Consider the following 24,416-nt stretch of genomic DNA (forward strand, 5'->3'; position numbering starts at 1 on the left):
AAACGTAAAATCTTTGTAATCTTCAGATCTAAGTTATTACAATATGTTACCGTCCGATCCGATCGGGCTTGAGACCAGCATGAGCGCTTGCCCTGGGGCCTGCCCGAGCACCCGCTTCATGCCGTATTCCAATCCATTTTGCTGACGCGAGGGGCCAACACGTCATGTCAACGGTAACCAGCAGCACCGCATCCAGTTCTGCGAGCACGTCGATTCAGGAAGCCGCGCAGTCGATCATCAGCGGCTCGACCAAATCGAACACGGACGTGAACGCCCTCGTCACCGCGCTCGTCAATGCGAAAGTGGCCGGCAAAAAGGCCGCGCTCACCAGCCGGGCCACGCACGACAACAATCAGTTGACCGCGATCGGCACGGTGAAGTCGGTGCTCTCGCTGCTGCAAAGCGCCCTGACACCGCTCGCGAACGGCAGCGCCTTCACCACCTTCACAGCATCTGCCGGCGGCAAGGGCCTGACAGCCTCGGCTGGCAAGGGTGCGGTGGCGGGCAGCTATGCCGTGGACGTCAAAAGCATTGCCGCCTCGCAGTCCATCACCTCCGGCGCGTTCACCAGCAAGACGGCCCTTGGTGCGGGCTCACTGACGTTGTCGGTGGGCGGCAAAAGCACCACCATCAATATCGCAAGCGGCAAAAGCACGCTGACCGATATCGCCGCGGCCATCAACGCGGCGTCCGGTAATCCGGGTGTCGCGGCGACGGTTGTCAACGGGGTGGACGGCGCGCATCTGCTGCTGCACTCCAGCGCCACCGGCCTCGCGAACGGCATCAATGTGCAGGTCCAGTCGGAGAGCGCGGACCTCAACAAGCTCAACGTGAAGAGCACCATTTCGACCACCACACCGGCCACAACCCAGGTGGACGACTCCGGCAACTGGAAGCAAAGCGTCGCCGGACAGAACGCGCATCTCACCCTCTCCGGCATGGAGATCGAGAACGCCAGCAACACCATCACGTCCGCTATCGAAGGCTTGACGCTGAACCTGTCGGCCGACGCGGTGGACAACCCGCAGACGCTCACGATCGCGCAGGACGTCACGGATCAGAAGACCGCGATCAGCGCGTTCGTCACGGCGTACAACAACTTCATCAGCACTTCCGCGTCGTTCACGGGTTTCGACGCCACCAGGAAAGCCGGCTCGCAAGGCGGCGTGCTGCTCGGCGATTCCACCTTCAACGCGATCCGCAACACGCTGGCGAGTGCGATGAGCGGCGGCCTGAAACAGGGCAGCAGCACGGCCAACCTCGCGGCCATCGGCATCACGTTGCAGAAGGACGGCACGCTCAAGACCGACGACGTCAAGCTGACGACCGCGTTGACCACGGACTCGACGGCCGTCGCCGCCCTCTTCGACTCGAAGACGGGCCTGGCTGCTTCGATGAACACGTCGCTGACTTCGTTCCTGAAGACGGGCGGCATGCTCGATGCCCACAGCGACGCGCTCACTGCCGACCTGAAGGCGATCAGCAGCCAGCAAACCCAGTTGACCGATTACACGGACAAGCTGACCAAGGGTTACAACGCGCAGTTCACGGCGCTTAACAAGCTGATGACGCAGACGAGCCAGAACGGCGACTATCTGACCGCCCTGTTTGGCGGGAAGAATAGTGCTGGGGCGATGGCGAACAACAAGTAGGTTCGCGGCATGGGGAGGCGGCGCCTCCCCGCTCACAACAAGCGATGCGCGAGCCGCGCCGCCACCCGCGCGGTGCGCTTGTCGTGATCGAGCGAGGGGTTGTATTCGGCGATATCCGCCGCGCGCAGTTTGCCTGAAGCGCGCACGCGCATCGCCATCGCTTCGACAACCGCTAGCGGCACCCCAAGCGCCGCGGGTGCCGATACGCCTGGCGCGGTCGAGCCGGGCAGCACGTCCAGATCGACGGTCAGATAGATATCGTCTGCGGCTTCGAGCCACGCGTCCAGTTGAGCCAGACGGTGCGGCAATTGCGACTCCTGCAGTTCCGTATCGAGCACATACCGCACGCCGAGTTCCTGCGCCCGTGCGAACAACGCCGCGGTATTGGCGAGATCGCTGATCCCCAGGCACACGTAATTGAACGGCACGCCACGCGTCGCGCAATCACACGCCATCTGATCGAAGGGCGTGCCGGAATTCGCCGGACGCGTCTGGCGCAGATCGAAGTGCGCATCGAAGTTCACGATAAGCAGTCGGCGCTCGGCCGCGTCGCCTAGATGAGCGCGCAAACCGCTGTACGTCCCCCAGGCTACTTCATGACCGCCGCCGAACACCAGCGGCCGGCCACCGCATGCGAGGATCTCCGCAACAGCCTGGCCCAACGCGTGTTGCGCGGCTTCGAGATCGCCGTCGTCGCAGAGTACATCGCCGGCATCGTACAGTGCCGTCGATGCCTTCGCCGGCAGGCCGGCAAGCGCTTTTCGCAACTCCTTCGGCGCATGCGCCGCCCCCGTGCGTCCCTGGTTGCGGCGCACGCCCTCATCCGAGCCGAAACCGACGATCACCGGCGTATCCCGAGCGAGCCGCTCGCCCGCAAACCGCGCGACCTGGCTGAACACGCGCCGCGTATCGCCAGGCTCGCCGTCGTCGCGGCGGCCGCTCCACACCTTTTCGTCGAACGGAAGGTTCATGCGCGCGACAACACGGCTTGCAGAAAGGCGCGCGTACGCGGTTGCGTCGGCGCCGAAAAAATCTCCGAAGGCGGCCCGGCTTCGACAATCACGCCGCCGTCCATCACCACCACGACGTCGGCGACTTCCTTGGCAAAGCCCATTTCGTGCGTGACGACCACCATCGTCATGCCTTCGCTCGCCAGCAATTTCATGACCTGCAGCACTTCGCCGACCAGTTCCGGGTCGAGTGCCGAGGTGGGTTCGTCGAACAGCATTACGCGCGGCTGCATGGCAAGCGCCCGGGCAATCGCCACGCGTTGCTTCTGGCCGCCCGAGAGGCTGGCGGGCATCACATTGGCCTTGTGCGCGAGGCCCACCTTGTCGAGCAGGGCCATGGCCGCGGTTTCGGCCTCGGCCTTGCTCGCGCCGCGCAGCATGCGCGGCCCCACGGTGATGTTATGCAGCACCGACAGATGCGGAAACAGATTGAACGACTGAAACACCATGCCGACCTCGGTGCGCAGCGCATTGAGCGAGCGCTCCTTCAGCATGACGCCGTGATCCACCAGACGATGACCGCAGATATCCACGGTGCCGCCTTCGGCCTGTTCGAGACCGTTGCAGCAGCGCAGGAACGTGCTCTTGCCCGAGCCGCTCGGCCCGATCACGACCACCACCTGCTGCGGTTGAATGTCGAAATCGATGCCGTTCAACACGACGTGCGCGCCGAACGACTTGGTCAGCCCGCGAATCTGAACGATAGGTTGCGACGCGTTGTTCATTGCACCATGCCTCCTGCACGCAAACGACGCTCGACGCGATGCAGTGCGTAATTGGTCGCCTGGGTCAGCACGAGATACACCAGCGCAATGGCCAGGTACACCTCGAGCGAACGGTACGACACGCTGATGATTTTCTGACCTTCGTGCATCAGGTCGTCGATGGTCAGCAGGGACACCAGCGCCGAGTTCTTGATCAGCGCGATGAATTCGTTGCCGAGCGGCGGGATCATCCGCACCACGGCCTGCGGCAGGATGATGGCGCGCATTGCCTGGCCCGAGGACATGCCGATCGACCGCGCCGCCTCCATCTGCCCGCGATCCACCGACTGGATCGCCCCACGCACGATCTCCGAGACGTAGGCGGCCGAATACAGTCCCAGCCCCAGCACGCCGCACACGAACGCGGGCAACAGGATGCCGAACTGCGGCAGGCCGAAGAACAGCAGAAACAGTTGCACGAGCAACGGTGTACCGCGGAAAAACGTCAGGTAAGCGGTGCAGAAGCCGTACAGGACGCGGCGCTTCGGCGTAAGACGGCCAATGCCGATCAGGAGACCGAGCACGCAACTCAGTGCGAGCGCCGCCGCGGTCACTTCCACCGTGACGAGCGCGCCGTGTGCGATGTCGGTCCAGCCGGCGATGACCGGCGAGAAATCGAGTTCCATCTGTCTGACTCAGCCGGTTATTGCGCGTCAGCGCCGAACCACTTGTGGACGATCGCCGCATAGGTGCCGTCGGCCTTGATCCTGGCGAGTGCGCTGTTCAACGCACCCTTCAGCTCAGGCTCGTCCTTGCGCACGGCAACGCCGTACTGCTCGGTGGTGAGCTGCTGGCTGATCACGCGAAAGCCGCCGCGCGTCCTGGCCAGTTGATACGCCGCAGGTTTGCCGGTGACGGCCGCATCGGCCCGGCCGATACCGACCAGATCGAACATCTCCTGATTTTTCTCGACTTCGACGCGCTGTACTTGCGGGTAGTTGTCGCGCAGGAAGTTGACCGATTTCGTGCCCACCTGCACCGAGACTTTTTTGCCGTTCAGGTCGGTCAGCGCCTTGATCGGCGAATCGGTTTTCACCAATGCGACGAGGCCGCCCGCGTAGTACGGGTCGGTGAAGTCGACCACCTTGGCGCGGTCGTCGGTGATGTAGATCGCCGAGATCGCGGCATCGAAGCGGTGAGCGATCAGGCCGGGAATCAACCCCTTGAAGTCGATGTCGGTCCACTGCACGGTCTTGCCCATCGCCTTCGCCAGCGCGTTCATGATGTCAATGTCGAAACCGGTGCGCGCGCCGTTTTCGGTGAACTCCATCGGCGGGAAGGTGGCGTCGGTGGCGACCTGCAGCACATTGGCGCCTTGCGCCGAGGCTGGGCCGGAGAAGCCCGCAAAGGTGACGGCGAGCGTCAGGCAGGTGACGGAGAACAGGCGTTGCAGTTTCATGGCGGAGCTCCAAAAAAGGACCAAGGCAAGGATCAATGCGGAATCGGGACCGGGAGAATCGTTCGGGTTCGGGTTCGTGAAAATCATTCGGACTGCAGATGCTCGGAGATGGCGCGGGCCGTGCGTAGCGTCCCGTCGATAAACTGGCTTTCGCGGCCGGCGGCGCGGGTCGACGGCGCCATCAGCGTGATCGAGGCACTGCAGCCCGCCGCGCGGCCGCCGCGATGGAAGATCGGCGCGCTCACGCCCCACACGCCTGGGTCGACTTCGCTGTCGCTGACGGCGTAGCCCTCGGCGCGGATGCGCGCCAGTTCAGCTTCGAGCGCGGCACGCCCTGGCGCGTCATGTTCGAACGTGCTGTCCAGTACTTCGGTGCGTGCCTTGTCGCTCATGAAGGCGAGCAACGATTTGGCCGAGGCGCCGGCTTTCAGGGGCACGGCCCGCCCCTTCTCGAACGAGCAGCGCAACGAATGCTGGCTCTCGACCATTTCGAGGCACATCACCTGGTTCTTCACTGCGACGACGAGCCCGATGCTCTCTTGCGAGACCCGCGCCAGCACCTGCATTTCGCTGCGGCTCGCTTCGACGAGCAGCGAATTGACGTCGAAGCCGAGCGCGAGCTGCAGGCTAATCGGACCAGGGGCGTAGTGTCCGGCGTTTTCCGCGACGAAACCCCAGCGTTTGAGGAGCGCGATCTGCCGGTAGAGGGTGCTTTGTGCGAGTCCGGTGATGGACTGCAGGTCTCTCACGGAAAGCGCCTTGCCATGACTGGCCAGCGCCGCAAGGACGAGCAGCACACGTTCTGCACCGGTGACATTCTGTTCCGCGTTCACGACCACCACGACACGACGAATAACGATGAAGTGAGGATGCCAGAACGTTCTCAGATTTCAAAAATCGATTTCCCATGGAGTGGGAATCGATGACGAGGGTTTTCCCCTGAACAGGAGAAAACGACGCGCGTGAGCCGCGAACCTCACAACGGCAGCACGCTCACCCCCACTTCCACACGATGCGCGCCACCGCCGAGAATCATCCCGCGCAGCAACGACACGTCGCTGTAATCGCGGCCAATCGCGAGCGTCACGTGATCCATATCGGCGAGCACATCATTCGTCGGATCAAGATCGATCCAGCCACTCCCCGGGCAATGCACCGACACCCACGCATGGGACGCATCCGCCCCAATCAGGCGCGGCTGACCCGGCGGCGGATCGTTGCGCAGATAGCCGCTCACATAGCGCGCCGGCAGCCCGAGCGAACGCAGACAGCCGATCATCACCTGCGCGAAATCCTGACATACACCGCTCTTCAATTCGAACGCGCGCTCGGCCGGCGTATCGAACATCGTTGCTGAAGGCTTATACGCGAAGTCGCGGTAAATGCGATGCATCAGATCGATCGCACCGGCCGCGACCGGCGTGCCGGGCGTGAAGCTCGGCAGCGCATAGGCGCGCAACGCGGGCCGCAAAGCAATATTCGGCGAGGCAAAACAGAATTCGACTTCGGGCCGGAACTCGCCGCCCACGTGAAAACGCAGCGCGTCGGCCACCTCCTCCCATGCGGGCGTGGTGTCGGGATCGAGCTTCGTCCAGCGCGGCGTCAGTTGCACCGTGGTTTCGCTGACCATCTGCAGACGCTCGTGCGGCGCGTCGAGCGTGAAATACAGCACGTCGTTGCCGAACGCATCGATGCGGCTGTGCATATACGACGGTTCCGGCTCGATCTTCTCTTCATGCGAGATGACGCGCTGCCAGGCGCACACCAGCGGCCGGATGGTCGCGAGATGCTGCGCGGTTTCGACGAAGGTCGAATAACGGTAAGTGGTGCGGTGCGAGACCGACAGGATGGTCTGTGCGGTCTTCATGACGATACCTGCGAAGCGAGCGTGTTGGCGTGGCTGAAGTAGCGCGCGCTGATTTCGTTGGCCGCCGCGGCGGCGAAAGCGCCGAGGTCGTCGCAGACCTGGATCAGCACCGTGTAGGCGCCGTTCTCGTCCGTTTCGCACAGGCTTTCGAGCGACGGCAACGTGTCGGGCGGCGGCATCAGATCGACAAACGCGCGGTGGCGGGTGCCGCCCGCCGCAATCGTAATCTCGTCGAGCTTGCCGCACAGCCGTTCGTAGACGCCGTACAGGCCGCGCGGATTGGTCGGTTCGACCACCAGCAGGTCGATCAGCGCCGGCACTTCGAGACGGCCCGGGTAGAGCGAGCGGTAAGTCAGCGTGCTGTCGAACAGTTGCAGCAGCAGGTCGAAACCGGCCGGCGTGGCGAGTTGACCCTTGTCGGCCACCACGCGCAGGGTCGACGTCATCGAGGCGACCCGTTCGATATGCCGGCCGGCGAACAACAGGCGCCACGCTTCGTCGCGGGTCATGCGGTCGCCTTGCGCGCCGCTGATCGCCGAGAGTTGCGTGGCCAGATGTTCGAGCGCGTCCATCAAGGTGACGCGATCGTAGCGGTCATGACGGCTGCTGCCTGGCGCGGCGGCGCCATTGCCGTTCGCGGCGCTCGCACTGGCGGCGGGCATCAGCTTCTGCAAGGCGTCGCGGAAGTCGTTACGGGCGGCGAGAATCGTCCGCCAGTGGTCGTTCGAAAGACGGCCGCGAATCTCGCCGCTCGCCCGCACCTGCGCGTTCAGCACCTGGCCGATGCTGGCGGGCCCCGTGGTCTCGTGCAGATTCGCCACCAGCGTGCGTTCGAAGGCCTGCAGCGAATCGTCGTTGCGCACGTCGCCGAATTGCACCAGCCCGCAGTACTGCGCCAGTTCGACCAGCGTCTCGAACATGGCATCCGCGTCGTTGCTCTCCAGCGAGCCGAGGATCAGGCGCAGCAGCCGCACGTTATTCTCGGCGCGTTCGCTGTAGCGCCCGGCCCAGAACAGATTCTCCGCGGCCCGGCTCGAGACCGTGCGATGCTTGCGCGCGAGGTCGGCGGGCTGCATCGGCGAAGGCAGCAGCGTGAAGGTGGAGATCGGCTGGCTCGACAGCACCCAGGTATCGACGCTGCTGCCGCCGAACTGCATCGACACCGTCGCCTGCCGTTCCGCGGCGAGACGCGTGAAGCCGCCCGGCATTACATGCCAGCCGCCGTTGAAATCGGCGATCGCATACACGCGCAGCACCGACGGACGGCGCCCCAGCGTGCCGTCCTCATAGCGCGGCGCACACGAATACGGCAGCGGCAGTTGAATCGTGAAGTTATCGGGCAGCGCTTCGATCCGGCCGCGCCATGCATCGAGCGGCTGAACGCCGTGCGCGAGGCCCGGCGGACTGTCGCGCTGCGCGGCCGGCCAGGTCGGCACGAGAAAGGCTTCGTCCAGATGCGCAAAGGCGTGCTCGCGCGCCGCCTCTTCGCCGCACCACCAGGTCGGCACGCCCGGCAACAGCAGGTCTTCGTCCAGCAGCGCCTCGGCGATGCCCGGCAAAAAACCATGCAACGCCGGGGATTCCACAAAGCCCGAACCCGGCACGTTGGAGACGATCACGTTGCCGGCCCGCATCACCTGCAACAGGCCCGGCACGCCGATGCTCGAATCCGCGCGCAGTTCCACCGGATCGCAAAACGCGTCGTCGAGGCGACGCAGCACCACATGCACCCGCTCCAGACCGGCGAGCGTCTTCAGATACAGCATGTCGTCGCGCACCGTGAGGTCTTTGCCCTCGACGAGCGTCACGCCCAGATAGCGCGCCAGAAACACATGCTCGAAATAGGTTTCGCTGAACGGCCCCGGCGTGAGCAGCGCGATATGCGGCGAACTGTCCGCGGCATCGCCATGCATCACGGCGCGGGCCGACTGCACGAGCGTGGCGATCAGTTGCGAATAGGTCGGCGCGAGGCGGCTCACGTGCAGCGACCGGAACGGCTCGGCGAACTGGCTCGAGACGATCAGCCGGTTCTCCAGCGCGTAGCCGAGGCCCGAGGGCGCCTCGGTACGATGCGACATGACCGTCCAGTTGCCGTTCGGCGCACGGGCAAGATCCACCGCGACCACCTGCAGATACTGGCCACCCGGCGGCGTAAAGCCGCGCACGGACCGCAGATAGCCCGGGTGCCCAAACACCAGCGCGGGCGGCAACTGGCCGCGCTGCAGCAGGGTCTGCGGACCGTAGACGTCGGCCACCACCGCGTTGAGCAACTGCGCCCGCTGCATCACGCCGGCTTCGATCTCGGCCCACTCGGCCTCGTCGATCAGCAACGGCAGCAGATCGAGCGCCCACGGCCGCGGCTCGCCCTTGTCCGCGTAGACGTTGTAGCTGATGTCGTTATCGCGGATCTGCTGCGCGACCGAGGCCGTGTGGTGCTCGAGCGCGGCAATGCCGTCGTCGCCGAGCAGTTCGAAAAACCGCCGCCACGGCTCGCGCAACGACCCTGACGAATCGAGCAACTCGTCCCAGTGCCCATCGCGGACCGGCAGCACCCGCAGGAGCGACAGCGCATCCGCGTGAGCCGCGGTTGCCTCGAAGGGAAAAGTCGATTGAAAGGCCAAGGTCGTATCGGGTTAATTGTTTTTCAGGTCACCAGTAGCGTAAGTCCAACGTGAACGGGAATTCCAGACTGCGTTGCGGCGCCTCTGCCACGAGCGGTCCAGGCGTATGACCCATCGTAAAGAAGCGCGCGCGCCGCCGGCTCTCGGCCTCGTACGCGTTGACCGGGAAGGTCTGGTAATTGCGCCCACCCGGATGAGCCACATGATACTGGCATCCGCCAATAGAACGGCCAGTCCAGGTGTCGACGAGGTCAAAAGTAAGCGGAGCATCGACGCCGATCGTCGGATGCAAGGCCGACGGTTGCGACCACGCCCGATAGCGCACGCCCGCCACAAACTCGCTGACGCGGCCTGTGGGTTGCAGCGGCAGCGGCACGCCGTTGACGGTCACCACATGACGGTTCTCGTTCAGACCCAGCACGCGTACTTCAAGCCGCTCCACCGAGGAATCCACATAACGCACCGTGCCGCCCGGCGCGCCCTCCTCGCCCATCACGTGCCACGGTTCGAGCGCGCTGCGGATGGTCAGCGTCACGCCGCTGGTCGTCGTTTCGCCCACCAGCGGGAAGCGGAACTCGAAATGCGGCGCGAACCACGAGCGGTCGAAGGCGTAGCCTGCTTCGGCCAGGTCCGCGAGGACGTCGTCGAAATCCATCTCCACAAACGTGCCCAGCAGGAAACGGTCGTGCAGTTCCGTACCCCAGCGCGTCAGACGCGTGGTGTACGGCGTCTTCCAGAAACGCGCCACCAGTGCGCGCAGCAGCAACTGCTGGACAAGGCTCATGCGCGCGTGCGGCGGCATTTCGAAGCCGCGCAGCTCCAGCAGACCGAGGCGGCCGGTCGGGCCGTCGGGCGAATAGAGCTTGTCGATACAGAACTCGGCGCGGTGCGTGTTGCCGGTGACGTCGATCAGGATGTTGCGCAGCGAGCGGTCGATCATCCACGCCGGCAATTGCCCGCCGTGGCGGCCGCCGAGCAGATCGATCTGGCGCTGCAGTTCGCGGAAGGCGATCTCCAGTTCGTAGATCTGGTCGTTACGCGCCTCGTCGACGCGCGGCGCCTGGCTGGTCGGTCCGATAAACAGCCCCGAGAACAGGTACGACAGCGACGGGTGGTTGAGCCAGTAAGCCACCAGGCTCGCCAGCAGATCCGGGCGTCGCAGGAACGGACTGTCGGCCGGCGTCGCGCCGCCGAGCACGAAGTGGTTACCGCCGCCGGTGCCGGTGTGGCGGCCGTCGGTCATGAACTTCTCGGTGCTCAGATACGTTTCGTGCGCCGACTGGTACAGATACTCGGTGTGGTCGACCAGTTGCTCCCAGCTCGACGCCGGGTGGATGTTCACTTCGATCACGCCCGGGTCCGGCGTCACCTGCAGCATCTTCAGACGCTGATCGCGCGGCGGCGGATAGCCTTCGATGACGACCTTCATGCCCAGTTCGGCGGCCGTCGCTTCGACTGCGGCGAGCAGGTCCAGATAGTCGTCAAGCTCGGTGAGCGGCGGCATGAACACATGCAGCATCTTGCGGCCGCTGCCGAAACTGTCGGTTTCGACCTTCGGACCGGCGGCGCGAGCAGGATCGCGGGCTTCGACGCACAACGCGGTGCGGGTGATCCAGCTTGCCGATTCGCCCCGTTCGGGTATGCGCAGGGTGGCGGGCGTGGCGCCGGCCGCCCCTGCGCCGGTGCCCGTACCTGTGCCGCCGGCGCGCAGTGCAGCCGCACCGCCCACACCGTGACCATCCGCGCCGCCACTTGCCTCGCCTGCCACACGCCCCGCCCCCGTGCCGCCTTCATACTGCATGCGCAATTGCGCGGCCGTGCGCAGCGGCGCGGGCGGGGCGAACGGATCGTGCGCGTGCTGGTACGGATAGTCCGTCTCCGAGACCCACGGCAGCGCATCCAGCGGCAGGCGGTAGCCCATCGGCGAATCGCCCGGGATCAGATACATGCGGTCGCCGCGGAAATACCACGGACCTGTGACCCAGCGCGGCCCTTCCAGCGGCAGGTCGCGTTCGCGCGAAAGCGGCAGCACGTAGCCCGTCACCGAGGCGAGGCCGCTATCGTAGACGCGCCGTAAGCGCACGCGCTCCATCTCGTCGTCGAGGCGCGAATCGAACGGATCGACGTTGACCGGCAGGCGCCGCTCGCGCCACAGGTAGTACCAGGTGTCCTCGTAGCCGGCCTTGATGAACTGCGCGTCGAGCGCGAGCTTGCCCGTCAGGTGGGTCAGGAAGGTACGCGCGTCTTCCGCGGTATAGCTGCCCGGCTGGCGCTCGTCGGCGAACAGCGTCGGATCCTGCCAGCACGGCTCGCCATCCGCCCGCCAATAGAGCGACAGCGCCCAGCGCGGCAGTTGCTCGCCCGGATACCACTTGCCCTGGCCGATATGCAGAAAGCCGTTCGCGCCGTAGCGGGAACGCAGCTTGTCCATCAGCCCGACCGCGTAGCTGCGCTTGGTCGGCCCGAGGGCGTCGGTGTTCCACTCGGCGGCGTCGCGATCGCGCACCGCGACGAAGGTCGGCTCGCCGCCCATCGTCAGGCGCACGTCCATCGCCTCCAGTTCCTCGTCCACGTAGGCGCCCATCTTCAGGACGTCGGACCAGACTTCCTCGGTATAAGGCTTGGTGACGCGCGGCGTCTCCAGCACCCGCGAGATCGACATCGTGTGTTCGAACTCGACTTCGGACTCGTCCACCGCGCCCGAAATCGGCGCGGCGCTGCCCGGCTCCGGTGTGCAGGCTACCGGAATGTGGCCTTCGCCCGCCAGCAGGCCCGAAGTCGGATCGAGCCCGATCCAGCCGGCGCCCGGCAAGTAGACCTCGCACCAGGCGTGCAGGTCGGTGAAGTCGACTTCGGTGCCGCTCGGGCCGTCCAGCGACTTGGTATCCGGCGCCAGTTGCAGCAGATAGCCGGACACGAAGCGCGCGGCAAGCCCCAACTGCCGCAAGGTCTCGACCAGCAGCCAGCCGGAATCGCGGCACGAGCCGGCCGCCGTGGTGAGCGTTTCTTCGGGCGTCTGCACGCCGGGTTCCATCCGGATCAGATAACGGATCTCGCGCTGCAGGCGCTGGTTCAGTTCCACCAGAAAGTCCGCGGTCACCTTGGGCGAGCGGTCGATGCTCGCCACGAACTCCTTGAAGCGCGGGGTCGGCTCCCGCTTGATCAGGTAGGGCGCCAGCTCGGCGGCGAGGCCAGGCGCGTACTCGAAGGGGAATTTCTCGGCGGAAGGCTCGAGGAAGAAGTCGAACGGGTTGTAGACGGCCATTTCGGCCACCAGGTCGACGGTGATCTTGAACTCGCGGGTTTTCTCGGGAAACACCAGCCGCGCCTGGTAGTTGGCGAAGGCATCCTGCTGCCAGTTGATGAAATGTTCGGCCGGCTCGACCCGCATCGAATACGACACGATCGGGGTACGGCAATGGGGCGCGGGCCGCAACCGCACGACCTGCGGCGACAGCGCGACCAGGCGGTCATAACGATAATGTGTGACATGGTTCAACGCGACACGTATAGACACACCGGACTCCTGGGCGAAGGATGGCAGCCCGCCAAAAAGCAAGCTTCATGCCGTTGGTAGAAAAACTTGCCGGGTCTGGCCTCGCGGCCGGCAAACAAACTCCGTGTGCGCATGCGTGGACCTCGCAGCCTCCCGAAGCCTGCAAGAACCTGTCGACGCCTCACCTGGCGCACCCGTCGGCCAGCCTCGCACAAGGCTTTCCCGGCTGCACGCACCAAAGCGGCGCAGAGCGCATGCCCCATCATGCACGTAATGTGCGTTAAACCAGTGACGTCTGGCAAATGCGGCATGAAGATTGCGGTGTATCCGGCGCCCGTCAGCCCACTTTCAGGTCCCCCATGAGAACCTTCCACTGCAACCGCTGCGAGCACCTTGTGTTCTACGAAAACGTCCTCTGCGAGCGCTGCGAGGCGATGCTCGGCTTCGTGCCGGAACTGGGCGAACTGAGCGCCTTCGAGGCGGCCGGCGGAGATGCCGGCGAGGGCCTCTGGCGCAGCCTGCATCCGCAGGCCGCCGGCGCGCTGTACCGGCAATGCGGCAACTACGCGCTCGAACACGTCTGCAACTGGATGATCCCCGCCGGGCAACCGGAGACGCTATGCCGCTCCTGTCTCCTGACGCGCACCATTCCGAACCTCACGCCGCCCGATAACCGGCTCTACTGGTACCGCCTCGAAGTCGCCAAGCGGCGCCTGCTCTATACGTTTGCGACGCTGGGCGTGAAGGTCGAGTCGCGCCGCGACCATCCGCAGGACGGGCTCGAGTTCGAGTTTCTCGAGGACACCGGCGACGGCGGCCAGGTCATGACCGGCCACGACAACGGCCTGATCACGCTGAACATCGCGGAAGCCGACGACGCCTATCGCGAACGCACCCGCACCGCCATGCACGAGCCCTACCGCACCCTGCTCGGGCATTTCCGGCATGAGACGGGACACTACTACTTCGACCGCCTGGTCGCCGGTACGCCCTGGCTCGAGCCGTTCCGGGCGCTGTTCGGCGACGAGCGCGCCGACTACGCAGAGGCGCTGGAAACCTACTACCGCGACGGTGCGCCGGCCGAGTGGCCGCAGTCGTACATCAGCGCCTACGCGACGATGCATCCGTGGGAGGACTGGGCGGAGACGTGGGCGCACTACCTGCTGATCGTCGACGTGCTGGATACCGCCACGTCCTACGGCGTGGCGCTTTTGCCGAGCGATCCGAGCGAGCCGACGCTGACCGACCAGACGCCGGTCGAAGACGCCAGCTTCGATAACCTGATGAAGCGCTGGTTTCCGCTGACGTACGCGCTCAACAGCCTGAACCGCAGCCTGGGCATGCCCGACGGCTATCCGTTCACGCTCGCGCCGCCGGTCGTCGAGAAGCTGCGGCTGGTGCACCGGGTGATTGCCGGGCAGCCGCCGCCGACGCTGTCGGCGCCCCCGCCCACTGCACCGCCACCCGGCCCGGAAGCGGTTACGCCGTCGTAAATTTTTGTGACGGCTGGTAAACTTTGGTAGTGAAACGGCGGCTATCCTGCTCGTTCGAGCGGACAGCCGCTGCTCCGGCGCGCCCGCCGGGCCGGCTCCGCATCCCTCTCGCTACCCTTTCGGATCAAGGCAGGACCTCGATGCGGACCGACCAGTCTCTGGCCTTGGCCAAAGAGCGCCACCTCGCGGGCGACCTCGCCAGCGCCCGCTCGCTCTACGAAACCGTCCTCGTCGACGAGCCGGCCAATGCCGACGTCATGTTTCGCCTTGGCGTGCTCGGGCTGCAATGCGCCGCCTATAACGAAGCGCTCGACTGGCTGGACCGCGCAATCGCGCTGGCGCCCCACGAAGCCCGCTATCAGTTCGCGCGCGGCCAGGTGCTGTCGGCAGCGGGACGTTTCGACGACGCCATCGACACCTACCGCGCCCTGCTCGCCTTCGACGCCACCTCCGCGGACCTGTGGTTCGCGCTCGCCGGCGCGTTGCAGTCGAACGGCGACGCGCGCGGAGCGGCCGCGGCGTATGAGTCGGCCGCCGCGCTCGATCCGGCGCAGGTCGATGCATTGAACAACCTGGGCAACTGCCATCGTCAGCTCGGCGCGCCCGAACGCGCGCAAGACGCGTATCGCCGCGCCCTCGCCGTGCAACCCGATCACGCGAACGCGCTGACCAACCTCGGCACGCTCCTGCAGGAGAGCGGCCAGCTCGACGCCGCCATCGACCTGCTCAGCGCGGCAGTGCGCAGTGCGCCGGACTCCCCGACGTGCCTGCTCAACCTCGGTGTGGCGCGCTGCGCGCGGCGCGAGTTCGACGAGGCGGTGACCCTGCTCGCGCGCACGCTCGCACTCAACCCGCACTTTCCCGAAGCCGCGTACAACCTCGGCAACGCGCTGCATGCGCTCGGGCGGCGCCACGAGGCCCAGGCGCAGTACCGCCATGCGGTCGCGCTCGATCCGCTGCACGCCGACGCGCATAACAACCTCGGCAACGTCAGCAAGGAACTCGGCGAATACAAGTCCGCCGCGGCGGCGTTCGACGCCGCGATCCGCACGCGTCCGGGCTTTGTGGCGGCCTATAACAACGCCGGCAATCTGATGCGCACGCTGCGCCGCACGGGGGAAGCGGAGGCGCTCTTCGAAGCCGCACTCGCAGTCGACCCGGATCACTCGGTCTCGCACAACAACCTCGGCAACGTCCTGAAAGACTGCGGCGCGCTCGACGAAGGCATCGTCCACTACCGCCGCGCCATCGAGTCGGATCCGGACAACGTGGTCGCGCACAGCAACCTCGCCTATGCGCTGACGTTTCAAGCCGAAGCCGGCGAAACGGTACTCGACGAATGCCGGCGCTGGTCCGCGCAGCATGAAACGCCGTTACGCGCGACGCGCCGGCCGCATCCAAACGACCGCACGCCGCAGCGGCGATTGCGGATCGGCTACGTGGCGGCGGACTTTCGCGACCACTGCCAGTCGCTGTTTACGGTGCCGTTCTTCTCGCATCACGATCATGAGCAGTTCGAAATCTTTTGCTATGCGAGCGTCGAACGTCCCGACGATCTGACGCGCCGGCTGGCCGGTTATGCCGACGTCTGGCGCGACGTTCGCGAACTCGACGACGAGCAGCTTGCGCAGCAGATTCGCGCGGACGGTATCGATATCCTCGTCGATCTGGCCATGCACATGGCCGACGGCAGGCCTTTGCTGTTTGCGCGCAAGCCCGCGCCGGTGCAGGTGGCATGGCTGGCCTATCCGGGCACTACCGGGATCGAGGCGATCGATTACCGGCTGACCGATCCACATCTCGATCCCACACACGACCACCACTACACCGAACGCTCAGTGCGCCTGCCCGACTCGTTCTGGTGCTACGACCCGTTGACGAACGAGCCCGCGGTCAACCCGCTGCCGGCGTTAACCGCGAACACGTTCACGTTCGGCTGCCTGAACAATCCCTGCAAGCTGACCGACCGCACGCTCGCCATGTGGAGCGCCGTGTTGCGCGAGGTCGGCGAGGCGCGTCTGCTGCTAATGGCGCCGGCCGGCAACGCCCACCAGAATCTCGCGCGGCGGATGGAACGCCAGGGCATCGATCTGCAGCGGGTCGGTTTCGTGCCGTTCCAGCCGCGTGGCGATTATCTACGCACCTATCACCAGATCGACCTAGGCCTCGACACGTTTCCGTACAACGGCCACACGACGAGCCTCGATTCGCTATGGATGGGCGTGCCCGTTGTCACGCGGGTCGGCGAAACCGCTGTGGGACGCGGCGGCCTGAGTCAGCTCGTCAATCTGGGACTGCCCGAACTGGCCGCATACTCGGACGACGCGTTCGTCCGCATCGCCGTCGCGCTGGCTGCGGACCGTACGCGTCTCGCGGACTTGCGGCAAGCGCTGCGGCCACGCATGGAGCGATCGCCGCTGATGGATGGCGCGCGCTTTGCCCACCACGTCGAAGCGGCTTACCGGACGATGTGGCAGGCGTGGTGCGCGCAGTAAAGCGAGCGAATCAGTAGGCGACATACGGCCCGGTACCGCCCGGTGTCGCTTGCTGCTCGACTGCCGCGTAGACGTTGCGGCCGTAGAAGAACGGCAAACCCCAGTCGAAAATCGCGGACGTCACGAATGCCGGTCCCGCAAGCAGCGGCATCACCGAGTCGCCGCCGGAACTCTGCGTCAGCGCCGTCGCGTTGCCCACATTGAACGACACCGCACTGTTGACGCCATTCACGCCTTCGATCATCGCGCTCAACTGCTCAGTCGAGGTTGGGCAGTAGTACGCACTATTCGGACTCGCGCAGGTGGGCAACGCGCTGGTCTGGAAGAACAGTCCGGTTGAACCGCTGTCCATGATGCTCTTCGTGTACGTCAAGCCGTTTTGCACCGTCGAGAACGTGCCGTTCGACGGACTGACGCCGATCACCTGCGCACTGGCCAGGCCATTGTTGCTTTGCGTGCCGATGCCGAACACGAGTTGACCGGTCAGCGTCACTTCGCTATTCGAGCCGACCGCCGGCAGCATCAGGATCGAACCGTTGTTGTCGGTCGTGAAGTAGGGAATCGGATTGGCCACCTGCAGCGCTTCCGCGATCGCAAGCGACGTGCAAGTGGTCCCCGCACATCCGTAGTAGGTCGCGGGCACGGCCTGCTGCGCGCAGTTAGCGCCGCAATCGTGCTTGAACACGCCGATGCCGAGCACACCGTTGGCCGCCAGCGCGACCGGGGTGTTGCGCGAGGCGCCGACGCTGCTGCAGTTCGACGGCACCGCGCTGTAGCCCGGATCGATCACCTGGATCGGCAGCGAAGCGGCTTTCTCGCCGCCAACCTGCACGTCGGCGATCCGCACCGCACCCCACGTATAACCGTCGAAGAACTGCATGCATTCGGCGAGCTGATTGCCCGAGGCATCCTGCTCCTGCGGCAACGCCACCGAGGACGGCAGTTGCGAAGCGAACACGCGCAGCCCCCACGAGCCGGTATCGACCAGCACGTGATTGATGGTCTGACACTGCGTGGTGCCCGGCGCGCACACCGTAACGCTGACAAAAGGCATGTTCGGCACGCCGCTCACACCGGAGTCGACCGTCACCGCCACCGCGTTGGCCGCCAGCACCTGGGTCGCCGGCGACGTATTGGTGACCGACTGCGTAGGCGCCGACGCGTTCGACGCGCTGCCGCTCGAGCTACCGCCGCCACCGCCGCCGCATGCGGCGAGCAGCACCATCAGCAGCGCGGCAATCGCCAGCTTAAGAAACGAATCTGAATCGCGCATGATGGCTCCGTTATTGAATGACGTTGACATCGACGCCCGCCGGCACGGCTTGCGGCAGGTACGCATGACCGGCGAACGCGCGCAGGTGGCCGCCCGAGAACACCACCAGGTCGCTGTTCGAGACCGCGAGCGGTGTGCCGCGGCGCGTCGCGGTTGCCGCAACGTAGGAGTCGAAGGCTGCGCCGAGCGTGGTCTTCAGATCCGGCAGCGTCGGGCCTTCCCATGCCACGCCGAACACGATCCCGCCGGGCGCCACATACTCGCGCACGACCGTGCCCGAAGGCAGCGTCAGCAGATGAACCGTGTACGCGGCTTGCGAAGTCGCGCTGTGTGCGGTGGCGTGCATGAGCACCTGGTCGTTGCCGACGGTGCTGACGTTCTGGCCAAGCGTGGCCTCCGCGGGCAAGGAAAGGACACAGGTTGCCCCCAGCATTGCGCAAGCAATGCCTGTATGAAGCATCGTTTTCAAGTGAATTCCTTCGAGGTGAAAACGCTCGCGAATCGCCCGTGGCGATCGAGAACGACGAATTAGGGGCGCACTCCTCGACCGGTGGAAACCGGTGCTGCAATCACGCCGGAAGAGGTTGCGTGAATGCGTCTACGGAGCGGCGGGGCGAAACTTTAGCGAGGCAAAAAGCACCCTCGCAATCGTTTGGCTGAGCGTGTTAAACGGCGTGACAGCACATGCTGTTTGACTGAAGAAACCAGTACCCGTACTGGCGGTGCATCCCGGCCCGTTTAGGTCGTTTCTTGCGTTTTAAGCGAACAGCATCAGAAAAATTAAGGGCGGCAGCAAAAAATCCGGCAACGCGGAAAATTTTGCGGATCGTATTAAATGGGCGCTACATAATCGACGTTCAGCCTGTTTCCCTCATACATTTCGTTATGCGAAGCTTTTTATTCGTCTGAGGAAAACGTTGGGCGGTTTCGTTGCGAAGCCGGGACGGAACCCTCGGAGCCGCAAACCGTGTCATCGTCGCGCCGCGATCTGCAAATGAAAATGCCGGCGCTGACGGAGTATGTCCTGTCAGCACCGGCATCGTGTTCGACCCGGACGCGCCAGACCCGAGTTCAAATGGAATTCGAATCGGGCGCGTGGGCTACCGCCGCCGATCTGTTACTTCTTCGGTTGCAGTAGGGTTTTCAGCTCCTGCACATTCTCTTCGACGCGTTTGGCGATCACGGCATACGACTCCGCCTGCGACTGATATGCCGCCTGCGCGAGTTGCTGCATGTCGGCCAACGCTTTGTGCAAGGTCTGCTGGACCAGTTCGGCCGTTTGCGTGGGTGCCCCACCCGAGGCGGAGAATTGTCCGGCCAGCGACTGCAGTTCGCCCAGAGTCGAACGCAGCATGTCGGCCTGCTTCTGCGCGAGCGACTGCATGCCCTGCAGCGCAGCCTGATTGGCCGTTACCAGCGCCTCGACGTCCTTGCGTCGCGCTTCCATGATGGCGGGCACGTCGAAGCCGGGTAGCTTGAACTGCTCCAGCATTTTGGTGAATTCGCCAAACGGATTGGCGGCGTCAGGTCGTTCCATGCTCATTCCTCCTTGGGGCAGATGGGTCCACGCCAATCGCTGCATCACTGATGACCCCCAGGGCCGATGAATGTGCCTCGATTGACCTCCGGTGTGCCGTGGCTCGCTGTTGCGCCGAAACTGCTGCCTGCCGGGCGCCTGCGGGCCATGCCGCTACACGGCTCAATCATGCGCCTTCTGCACACATTGCGCCAGCTAAGGGACAGAAGTGACCGCTGCCCTGCGGCGTTGCTCGACCCAGACCGCGCTCGCTGCGCCGCATCGCACGTGCCTTACTGCGCGTTACCTCATGCCTCGACATCATGGGCCACTGCTACGCTCGCGCGAGGTGTCAGCGAGATGCGGCCGAACCCGTTTGGTGCATGGTTGAAGTGTATTTCGCAGGTTGCCGTAACCCGAATGAAATAAACCAAACCCTTATCGGCACAAGTTCACGCAAATGTGCCATGTACACCTTCAGAACTCATAGCGCATGTCGTTTACACACCTACACCCCTGCGCAGCGTGAGGTTTTTCTCAGACGAAATAGCTCACGCGCCCCGCCCTCCGCAGAGATCGTTTTTCCCCATCGTGTACAGGTATCCGCATGAACAAGCTGACGAACACAATCAAGTTCAAGATCATTCTCGCGCTCGGCGCGTGCATCGTCTTGATGATCGCCATTGGATTGATGGGCGTTCGTGGGCTCGCAACCTTAAGCTCGGACATGAACTCCATGTATGGAGACAGCACGGTACCGATTGAAGACCTCGCGGCCACTCAGGCCTACGCACTGAAGATTCGCCTCGCGCTGAGCCGCCTGCAGGTCCTCCACGATCCGAGCGAGGTCAAGCAGGCATCGGAGCAGATCCATGGCTTGCAGAAGAAACTCGACACAGCGTGGACCGACTACTATCCGGGTAAAGTTTCCGCGGACGACGAGCGCAAAATCGCCGACCAGATCTCGGCTCAATACGCCGACTTCAAATCGCTGGTCGACTCGCAACTCGCGGCCGCCGACAGCGGCACGCCCGATACCGCCGCGGCGGACCTGGAGAACATGCGCAACGTGGGCACCAAACTGTCCGACACCATCGATCAGGACATCGATGTGAATGCGACCCAGGTCAAGCAACTCGCCGGCCAGGGTATCGACACGTTCCACATGCTGCTGTGGATCGCAATTGGTGGGATCGTGCTGGGCCTCGCCGTTGCGATCGCCGCATCGGCGTATCTGCTGAAGGCGATCATGAATCCGCTCCAATCGGCGGTACAGCTCGCGCAACGCATCGCCGAAGGACAGCTTGAAAACGAACTCACGATTCATTCGAAAGACGAATTCGGTCATCTGCTCGGCGCGCTGAAGCAGATGGATACGCATCTCGCCGAAATCGTCCGCGGCATCAAGACGTCGAGCGAATCGATCATGGTCGCCTCGAGCGAGATCGCAGCCGGCAACATGGACCTGTCCTCGCGCACCGAAGAGCAAGCGGCTTCGCTCGAAGAAACGGCCGCCAGCATGGAAGAGCTCACTGCAACCGTCAAGCAGAACTCCGAAAACGCGCGCCAGGCGACGACGCTGGCAGGCAATGCGTCGGACGTAGCCGACAAGGGCAATACGGTCGTGGAACGCATGCTGGTGACGATGGGCGATATCACCGCGAGTTCGGCGAAGATTGCCGACATCACCACACTGATCGAGGGCATCGCCTTCCAGACCAACATTCTCGCGCTGAACGCGGCGGTCGAAGCCGCCCGCGCCGGCGAACAGGGCCGTGGCTTCGCGGTGGTCGCAGGCGAAGTGCGCAGCCTCGCGCAGCGTTCGTCGAGCGCCGCGAAGGAGATCAAGGACCTGATCCAGAGTTCGGTGGCAACGATTCACAACGGCTCGTCGCAAGCGGAAGAAGTGGGCCGCACGATGGCGGAAGTGCAGCAGGCCATCAAGCGGGTGGCCGATATCAACGCGGAAATCTCGGCTGCATCGGATGAGCAAAGCCGCGGCATCGAGCAGGTGAATCAGGCGGTGGGCCAGATGGACGAAGTGACGCAGCAAAACGCGGCGCTCGTCGAAGAGGCGTCGGCAGCCGCGCAGTCGCTCGAACAGCAGGCCGCACAGCAAAAACGTGCCGTCTCCGTGTTCAAGGTCACCGAGAGCAAGTCGGCCGTCGCCGCGCCGCGTACCGTCGCCACCGCGAGCAAGGCAAAGGCGCGTGCTCCGCTGGTGCGTCCCGCGCCGAAACGCGCGCCGGTCGCCCCCGCTGCAAAACCCGCAGCCGCGTTGGTCGAGGGCGGCTCCGACAATTGGGAAACGTTCTAACGCGTGAGAACAACGGCGGTACGCGCTCGAGACTTCGTACGATCGCGCACCGTCCGGCACGAGTCGATCCGCACGCAAGCTCCGCTTCCCTCCTCGCTGCGAGTGCGGCGCATCAGGCGCGCCGCGCAGCCACGCCTCGATGCCTCCGGCTTTGCTCTGCCCTGCGCCGCATCATGCAGTCACCCCGTCCGAAGTCGTATCCGGACGCCACCCTATCGCCGCAGGACGTTTATGTAAGATTTGGCCGATATACTCGCCACGCCTCGCTAACCGGTGTTTCACCTTCCTTATCGAGCCGTGAGATGTGAAGCGCTCGCCATGAGCCGGCCCATCCGATCCTATGCAAACCAGTGACCGCGCCCCGCCGCCACCCGTGCGGGGCTTCCAACATCTGCGCCATGGCCTCGCGGCTCGCATCAGCCGGATTGCCGTGCTGGCCGGACGCCATCCGCTGACCGTCGGTGCGCTGGGAACCCTGCTGTCGCTGGGTGCCGTGGGTCTCACGCTCGTCACGCTGGCGGCCGGCCGTCAGGACGCGATCGATCACGCGCGCGACACCTCGCGCAGCGTCATCTCCATTCTGAGCAGCGACGTCCAGCATAATTTCGAACTCGCGGATCTCTCGCTCCAGGCGGTCGCAGCCGGCTTGCGCGATCCGGTCGTGATGAATCTAGACCCCGGCATACGGCATAAAGTGCTGTTCGAGCGCACGGCAACGGCGCGCTATATCAGCGCGGTAACCGCCCTGGACGAAGATGGCAACGTCGTCGAATACGGTGCAGGCACGCCGCCTCAGGCCAACTTTGCAGACCGCGATTATTTCTACGTCCACGAACAAAGCCGCGACCTCGGCCTCTATATCTCCAAGCCGTACCACTCGCGCCTGCGAAACCACGCAGGGTCGATCGCGCTCAGCCGCCGGATCGAGAAAGCGGATGGCTCGTTCGGCGGGATCGCCGCGGTTGCCATCGACCTCGACTATTTTCAGCAACTACTCGACAAACTCGACGTCGGCACGCACGGCATCGCCCTCATCCTCCGCAACGACGGAACCCTGGTGGCCCGCAGCCCGGCGCTCGACGACTCGACGCAGTTTGTCGTGCTGCGCTCGCCGATGTTTCGCCGCATGCTCGAGGGGAAAAACGGATCGTACGAAGCGGTGTCGCCCGTGGACGGCAGGACGCGGCTCTACACCTTCGCACGCATTCCCGGCACGACGCTGATCGCAGCGGTCGCCCCCGCAGAAGACGATATGCTCGCCGAGTGGAAGGGGCGCTCCGAGATCGTCGGTGCGTCAGCGCTGTTCGTGAGCGGGACCTTTGTGGTGGTGATCTGGCTGCTGGCGTTCGCCTTGCGCGACCGCACCGCGATGCAGTCGCGCCTCGAACACATGGCGCAGACCGATTCGCTGACCGGTCTCAACAACCGGCGCACGCTCGACAAGGCGCTGCTCACCGAATGGCAGCGCATGCAGCGAACCGGACGCGAACTGTCGGTGCTGTTCATCGACGCCGACCATTTCAAGAAGTACAACGACGAGCACGGTCACGCCGTCGGCGATCAGGCGCTCAAGCGTATCGCCGCCGGTCTCGAACGCCACCTGCGACGCCCCGGCGACCTGGTGGCGCGCTACGGCGGCGAGGAGTTCGTGGCGGTGTTGCCCGATACGGGCGAACGCGGGGCGCTTAACGTCGCGGAAGCGATTCGCCGCGAGATCGAGGTATGTCATCACGCCGAGGGGGTACGGCGCATTCCGGCGCTCACCGTGAGCATCGGCTGCGGCACGGCGGGCCAGGCGGGCGACGCCTCGCTCGACGCTTTCATGCGACGCACCGACGCCGCGTTATATGCGGCGAAAACCGCCGGCCGCAATCGTGTGGCGCCAGCCGCACCCGTCGATCTCTAAGTTGTGCGATACGCTGTTGGCGTACGCTTCTGCAAGGTTGTGTAAGTTACTTTCAGATTTCCGTAACCCTGCAGAAGGCGGCGTCGACTATCGTGTGGTTATGTTCGGCGCACTGTCGCGCCAACGCTGACCCGACGGGATCGACAACATGAAAAAGACCCTTCTGAGCGCGGCACTGGTTGCGCTCCTGACCGCCGCCACCTCGTCCGCCTTCGCACAGCAGGACGGCCCGCCCCGTTTGCCCGCGCAAGACCACGGCCAGCCGCCGCACGACGACCTCATGCCCCCGCACGGTCCCGGCTTCGCGGTCGTCAACGATCTCGAACAACTGCGCCGGCTGTACGCGATGACGGGCCACGAAAGCGACATCATCGCCGTCTACCACGACGTGCTGAACAAGACACAGGATCCGATGCTGCGGCACTTCGTTTATGACTCGCTCGCGCGCGAGCAACTGAAACCGTCGAACCCGGATCAGGCCATCGCGACGCTGCGCCTGAGCCTGGCCGAAGATGTGGCCGCGTCCAACCGCGCACCGCACGGCGACAGGCCGGGCGCCGATGCGCCGCCGGCACAGAATCAGCCGCAGTAGTTCCGGCGCTCGCGG

17 protein-coding genes are annotated in these 24,416 nt (G+C 64.7%); 6 read left to right on the top strand and 11 right to left on the bottom strand.

Going from position 1 to position 24,416, the window contains the following annotated elements; genetic code table 11:
• Positions 1 to 164 precede the first annotated feature (164 nt).
• Entirely contained in the window at positions 165 to 1,652 is a 1,488-nt protein-coding gene (fliD, locus tag BUS12_RS13645) for a flagellar filament capping protein FliD (RefSeq protein WP_074296173.1), read from the top strand.
• A gap of 32 nt (positions 1,653 to 1,684) precedes the next feature.
• Here the strand turns inward: fliD and hutG are convergent, their stop codons facing one another.
• The 8 genes from hutG to BUS12_RS13685 all read right to left on the bottom strand — a co-directional run bounded on the left by hutG (position 1,685) and on the right by BUS12_RS13685 (position 12,830).
• Entirely contained in the window at positions 1,685 to 2,623 is a 939-nt protein-coding gene (gene hutG, locus BUS12_RS13650; protein ID WP_074296174.1) for a formimidoylglutamase, read from the bottom strand.
• A complete protein-coding gene (locus BUS12_RS13655) occupies positions 2,620 to 3,387 on the bottom strand; it encodes an amino acid ABC transporter ATP-binding protein (RefSeq protein WP_074296175.1) in 768 nt (255 codons plus the stop codon). The genes hutG and BUS12_RS13655 overlap by 4 nt, the downstream gene beginning before the upstream one ends.
• A complete protein-coding gene (locus BUS12_RS13660; protein ID WP_074296176.1) occupies positions 3,384 to 4,052 on the bottom strand; it encodes an amino acid ABC transporter permease in 669 nt (222 codons plus the stop codon). The genes BUS12_RS13655 and BUS12_RS13660 overlap by 4 nt, the downstream gene beginning before the upstream one ends.
• 17 nt (positions 4,053 to 4,069) lie before the next feature.
• A complete protein-coding gene (locus tag BUS12_RS13665; protein WP_074296177.1) occupies positions 4,070 to 4,825 on the bottom strand; it encodes a transporter substrate-binding domain-containing protein in 756 nt (251 codons plus the stop codon).
• An 83-nt stretch (positions 4,826 to 4,908) separates the two neighbouring features.
• Positions 4,909 to 5,658, bottom strand: a complete 750-nt coding sequence (locus BUS12_RS13670; protein WP_074297486.1) for an IclR family transcriptional regulator — start codon at positions 5,656 to 5,658, stop codon at positions 4,909 to 4,911.
• Between the two features lie 143 nt (positions 5,659 to 5,801).
• Positions 5,802 to 6,692, bottom strand: a complete 891-nt coding sequence (locus tag BUS12_RS13675; RefSeq protein WP_074296178.1) for a transglutaminase family protein — start codon at positions 6,690 to 6,692, stop codon at positions 5,802 to 5,804.
• Positions 6,689 to 9,313: a circularly permuted type 2 ATP-grasp protein gene (locus BUS12_RS13680; RefSeq protein WP_074296179.1), complete on the bottom strand. Its 2,625-nt coding sequence runs from the start codon at positions 9,311 to 9,313 to the stop codon at positions 6,689 to 6,691. The genes BUS12_RS13675 and BUS12_RS13680 overlap by 4 nt, the downstream gene beginning before the upstream one ends.
• A 28-nt stretch (positions 9,314 to 9,341) precedes the next feature.
• Entirely contained in the window at positions 9,342 to 12,830 is a 3,489-nt protein-coding gene (locus BUS12_RS13685; RefSeq protein WP_074296180.1) for a transglutaminase family protein, read from the bottom strand.
• 338 nt (positions 12,831 to 13,168) lie between these two features.
• On the opposite strand from BUS12_RS13685, the gene BUS12_RS13690 reads away from it, so the two are divergent.
• Positions 13,169 to 14,302 (top strand): zinc-binding metallopeptidase family protein, encoded by a 1,134-nt coding sequence (locus BUS12_RS13690; RefSeq protein WP_074296181.1) that lies wholly within the window; start codon positions 13,169 to 13,171, stop codon positions 14,300 to 14,302.
• 140 nt (positions 14,303 to 14,442) lie between these two features.
• Positions 14,443 to 16,797, top strand: a complete 2,355-nt coding sequence (locus tag BUS12_RS13695) for a tetratricopeptide repeat protein (RefSeq protein WP_074296182.1) — start codon at positions 14,443 to 14,445, stop codon at positions 16,795 to 16,797.
• A gap of 10 nt (positions 16,798 to 16,807) precedes the next feature.
• On the opposite strand, the gene BUS12_RS13700 is transcribed toward BUS12_RS13695, so the two are convergent.
• The 3 genes from BUS12_RS13700 to phaP form a co-directional block, all read right to left on the bottom strand.
• Positions 16,808 to 18,070 (bottom strand): DUF3443 domain-containing protein, encoded by a 1,263-nt coding sequence (locus BUS12_RS13700; protein ID WP_074296183.1) that lies wholly within the window; start codon positions 18,068 to 18,070, stop codon positions 16,808 to 16,810.
• A 10-nt stretch (positions 18,071 to 18,080) separates the two neighbouring features.
• Entirely contained in the window at positions 18,081 to 18,530 is a 450-nt protein-coding gene (locus tag BUS12_RS13705; protein ID WP_083640379.1) for a DUF2844 domain-containing protein, read from the bottom strand.
• Positions 18,531 to 19,187: 657 nt separating this feature from the next.
• Positions 19,188 to 19,607 (bottom strand): phasin family protein, encoded by a 420-nt coding sequence (gene phaP / locus BUS12_RS13710; RefSeq protein ID WP_074296185.1) that lies wholly within the window; start codon positions 19,605 to 19,607, stop codon positions 19,188 to 19,190.
• 586 nt (positions 19,608 to 20,193) lie between these two features.
• Between phaP and BUS12_RS39655 the strand changes: the two genes are divergently transcribed.
• From BUS12_RS39655 to BUS12_RS13725, 3 genes are all read left to right on the top strand, one after another.
• Positions 20,194 to 21,903: a methyl-accepting chemotaxis protein gene (locus BUS12_RS39655; RefSeq protein WP_074296186.1), complete on the top strand. Its 1,710-nt coding sequence runs from the start codon at positions 20,194 to 20,196 to the stop codon at positions 21,901 to 21,903.
• A 373-nt stretch (positions 21,904 to 22,276) separates the two neighbouring features.
• The gene (locus BUS12_RS13720) at positions 22,277 to 23,809 is read left to right on the top strand and encodes a sensor domain-containing diguanylate cyclase (protein WP_253190067.1); all 1,533 of its coding nucleotides are present in this window, start codon (positions 22,277 to 22,279) and stop codon (positions 23,807 to 23,809) included.
• Between the two features lie 148 nt (positions 23,810 to 23,957).
• On the top strand, positions 23,958 to 24,401 hold the full coding sequence (locus BUS12_RS13725; RefSeq protein WP_074296187.1) for a hypothetical protein: 444 nt from the start codon (positions 23,958 to 23,960) through the stop codon (positions 24,399 to 24,401).
• Positions 24,402 to 24,416: the final 15 nt, after the last annotated feature.

The sequence above is a fragment of the Paraburkholderia phenazinium genome (assembly GCF_900142845.1).
Classification (GTDB): domain Bacteria; phylum Pseudomonadota; class Gammaproteobacteria; order Burkholderiales; family Burkholderiaceae; genus Paraburkholderia; species Paraburkholderia phenazinium_A.

What these genes read in the sequence shown, in the direction of transcription:
- BUS12_RS13665 (WP_074296177.1), bottom strand. Translation starts at nt 4,825, where the DNA reads ATGAAACTGCAACGCCTGTTCTCCGTCACCTGCCTGACGCTCGCCGTC.
- BUS12_RS13695 (WP_074296182.1), top strand. Translation starts at nt 14,443, where the DNA reads ATGCGGACCGACCAGTCTCTGGCCTTGGCCAAAGAGCGCCACCTCGCG.
- BUS12_RS13690 (WP_074296181.1), top strand. Translation starts at nt 13,169, where the DNA reads ATGAGAACCTTCCACTGCAACCGCTGCGAGCACCTTGTGTTCTACGAA.
- phaP (WP_074296185.1), bottom strand. Translation starts at nt 19,607, where the DNA reads ATGGAACGACCTGACGCCGCCAATCCGTTTGGCGAATTCACCAAAATG.
- BUS12_RS13675 (WP_074296178.1), bottom strand. Translation starts at nt 6,692, where the DNA reads ATGAAGACCGCACAGACCATCCTGTCGGTCTCGCACCGCACCACTTAC.
- fliD (WP_074296173.1), top strand. Translation starts at nt 165, where the DNA reads ATGTCAACGGTAACCAGCAGCACCGCATCCAGTTCTGCGAGCACGTCG.
- BUS12_RS13725 (WP_074296187.1), top strand. Translation starts at nt 23,958, where the DNA reads ATGAAAAAGACCCTTCTGAGCGCGGCACTGGTTGCGCTCCTGACCGCC.
- hutG (WP_074296174.1), bottom strand. Translation starts at nt 2,623, where the DNA reads ATGAACCTTCCGTTCGACGAAAAGGTGTGGAGCGGCCGCCGCGACGAC.
- BUS12_RS13705 (WP_083640379.1), bottom strand. Translation starts at nt 18,530, where the DNA reads ATGCTTCATACAGGCATTGCTTGCGCAATGCTGGGGGCAACCTGTGTC.
- BUS12_RS39655 (WP_074296186.1), top strand. Translation starts at nt 20,194, where the DNA reads ATGAACAAGCTGACGAACACAATCAAGTTCAAGATCATTCTCGCGCTC.
- BUS12_RS13660 (WP_074296176.1), bottom strand. Translation starts at nt 4,052, where the DNA reads ATGGAACTCGATTTCTCGCCGGTCATCGCCGGCTGGACCGACATCGCA.
- BUS12_RS13655 (WP_074296175.1), bottom strand. Translation starts at nt 3,387, where the DNA reads ATGAACAACGCGTCGCAACCTATCGTTCAGATTCGCGGGCTGACCAAG.
- BUS12_RS13700 (WP_074296183.1), bottom strand. Translation starts at nt 18,070, where the DNA reads ATGCGCGATTCAGATTCGTTTCTTAAGCTGGCGATTGCCGCGCTGCTG.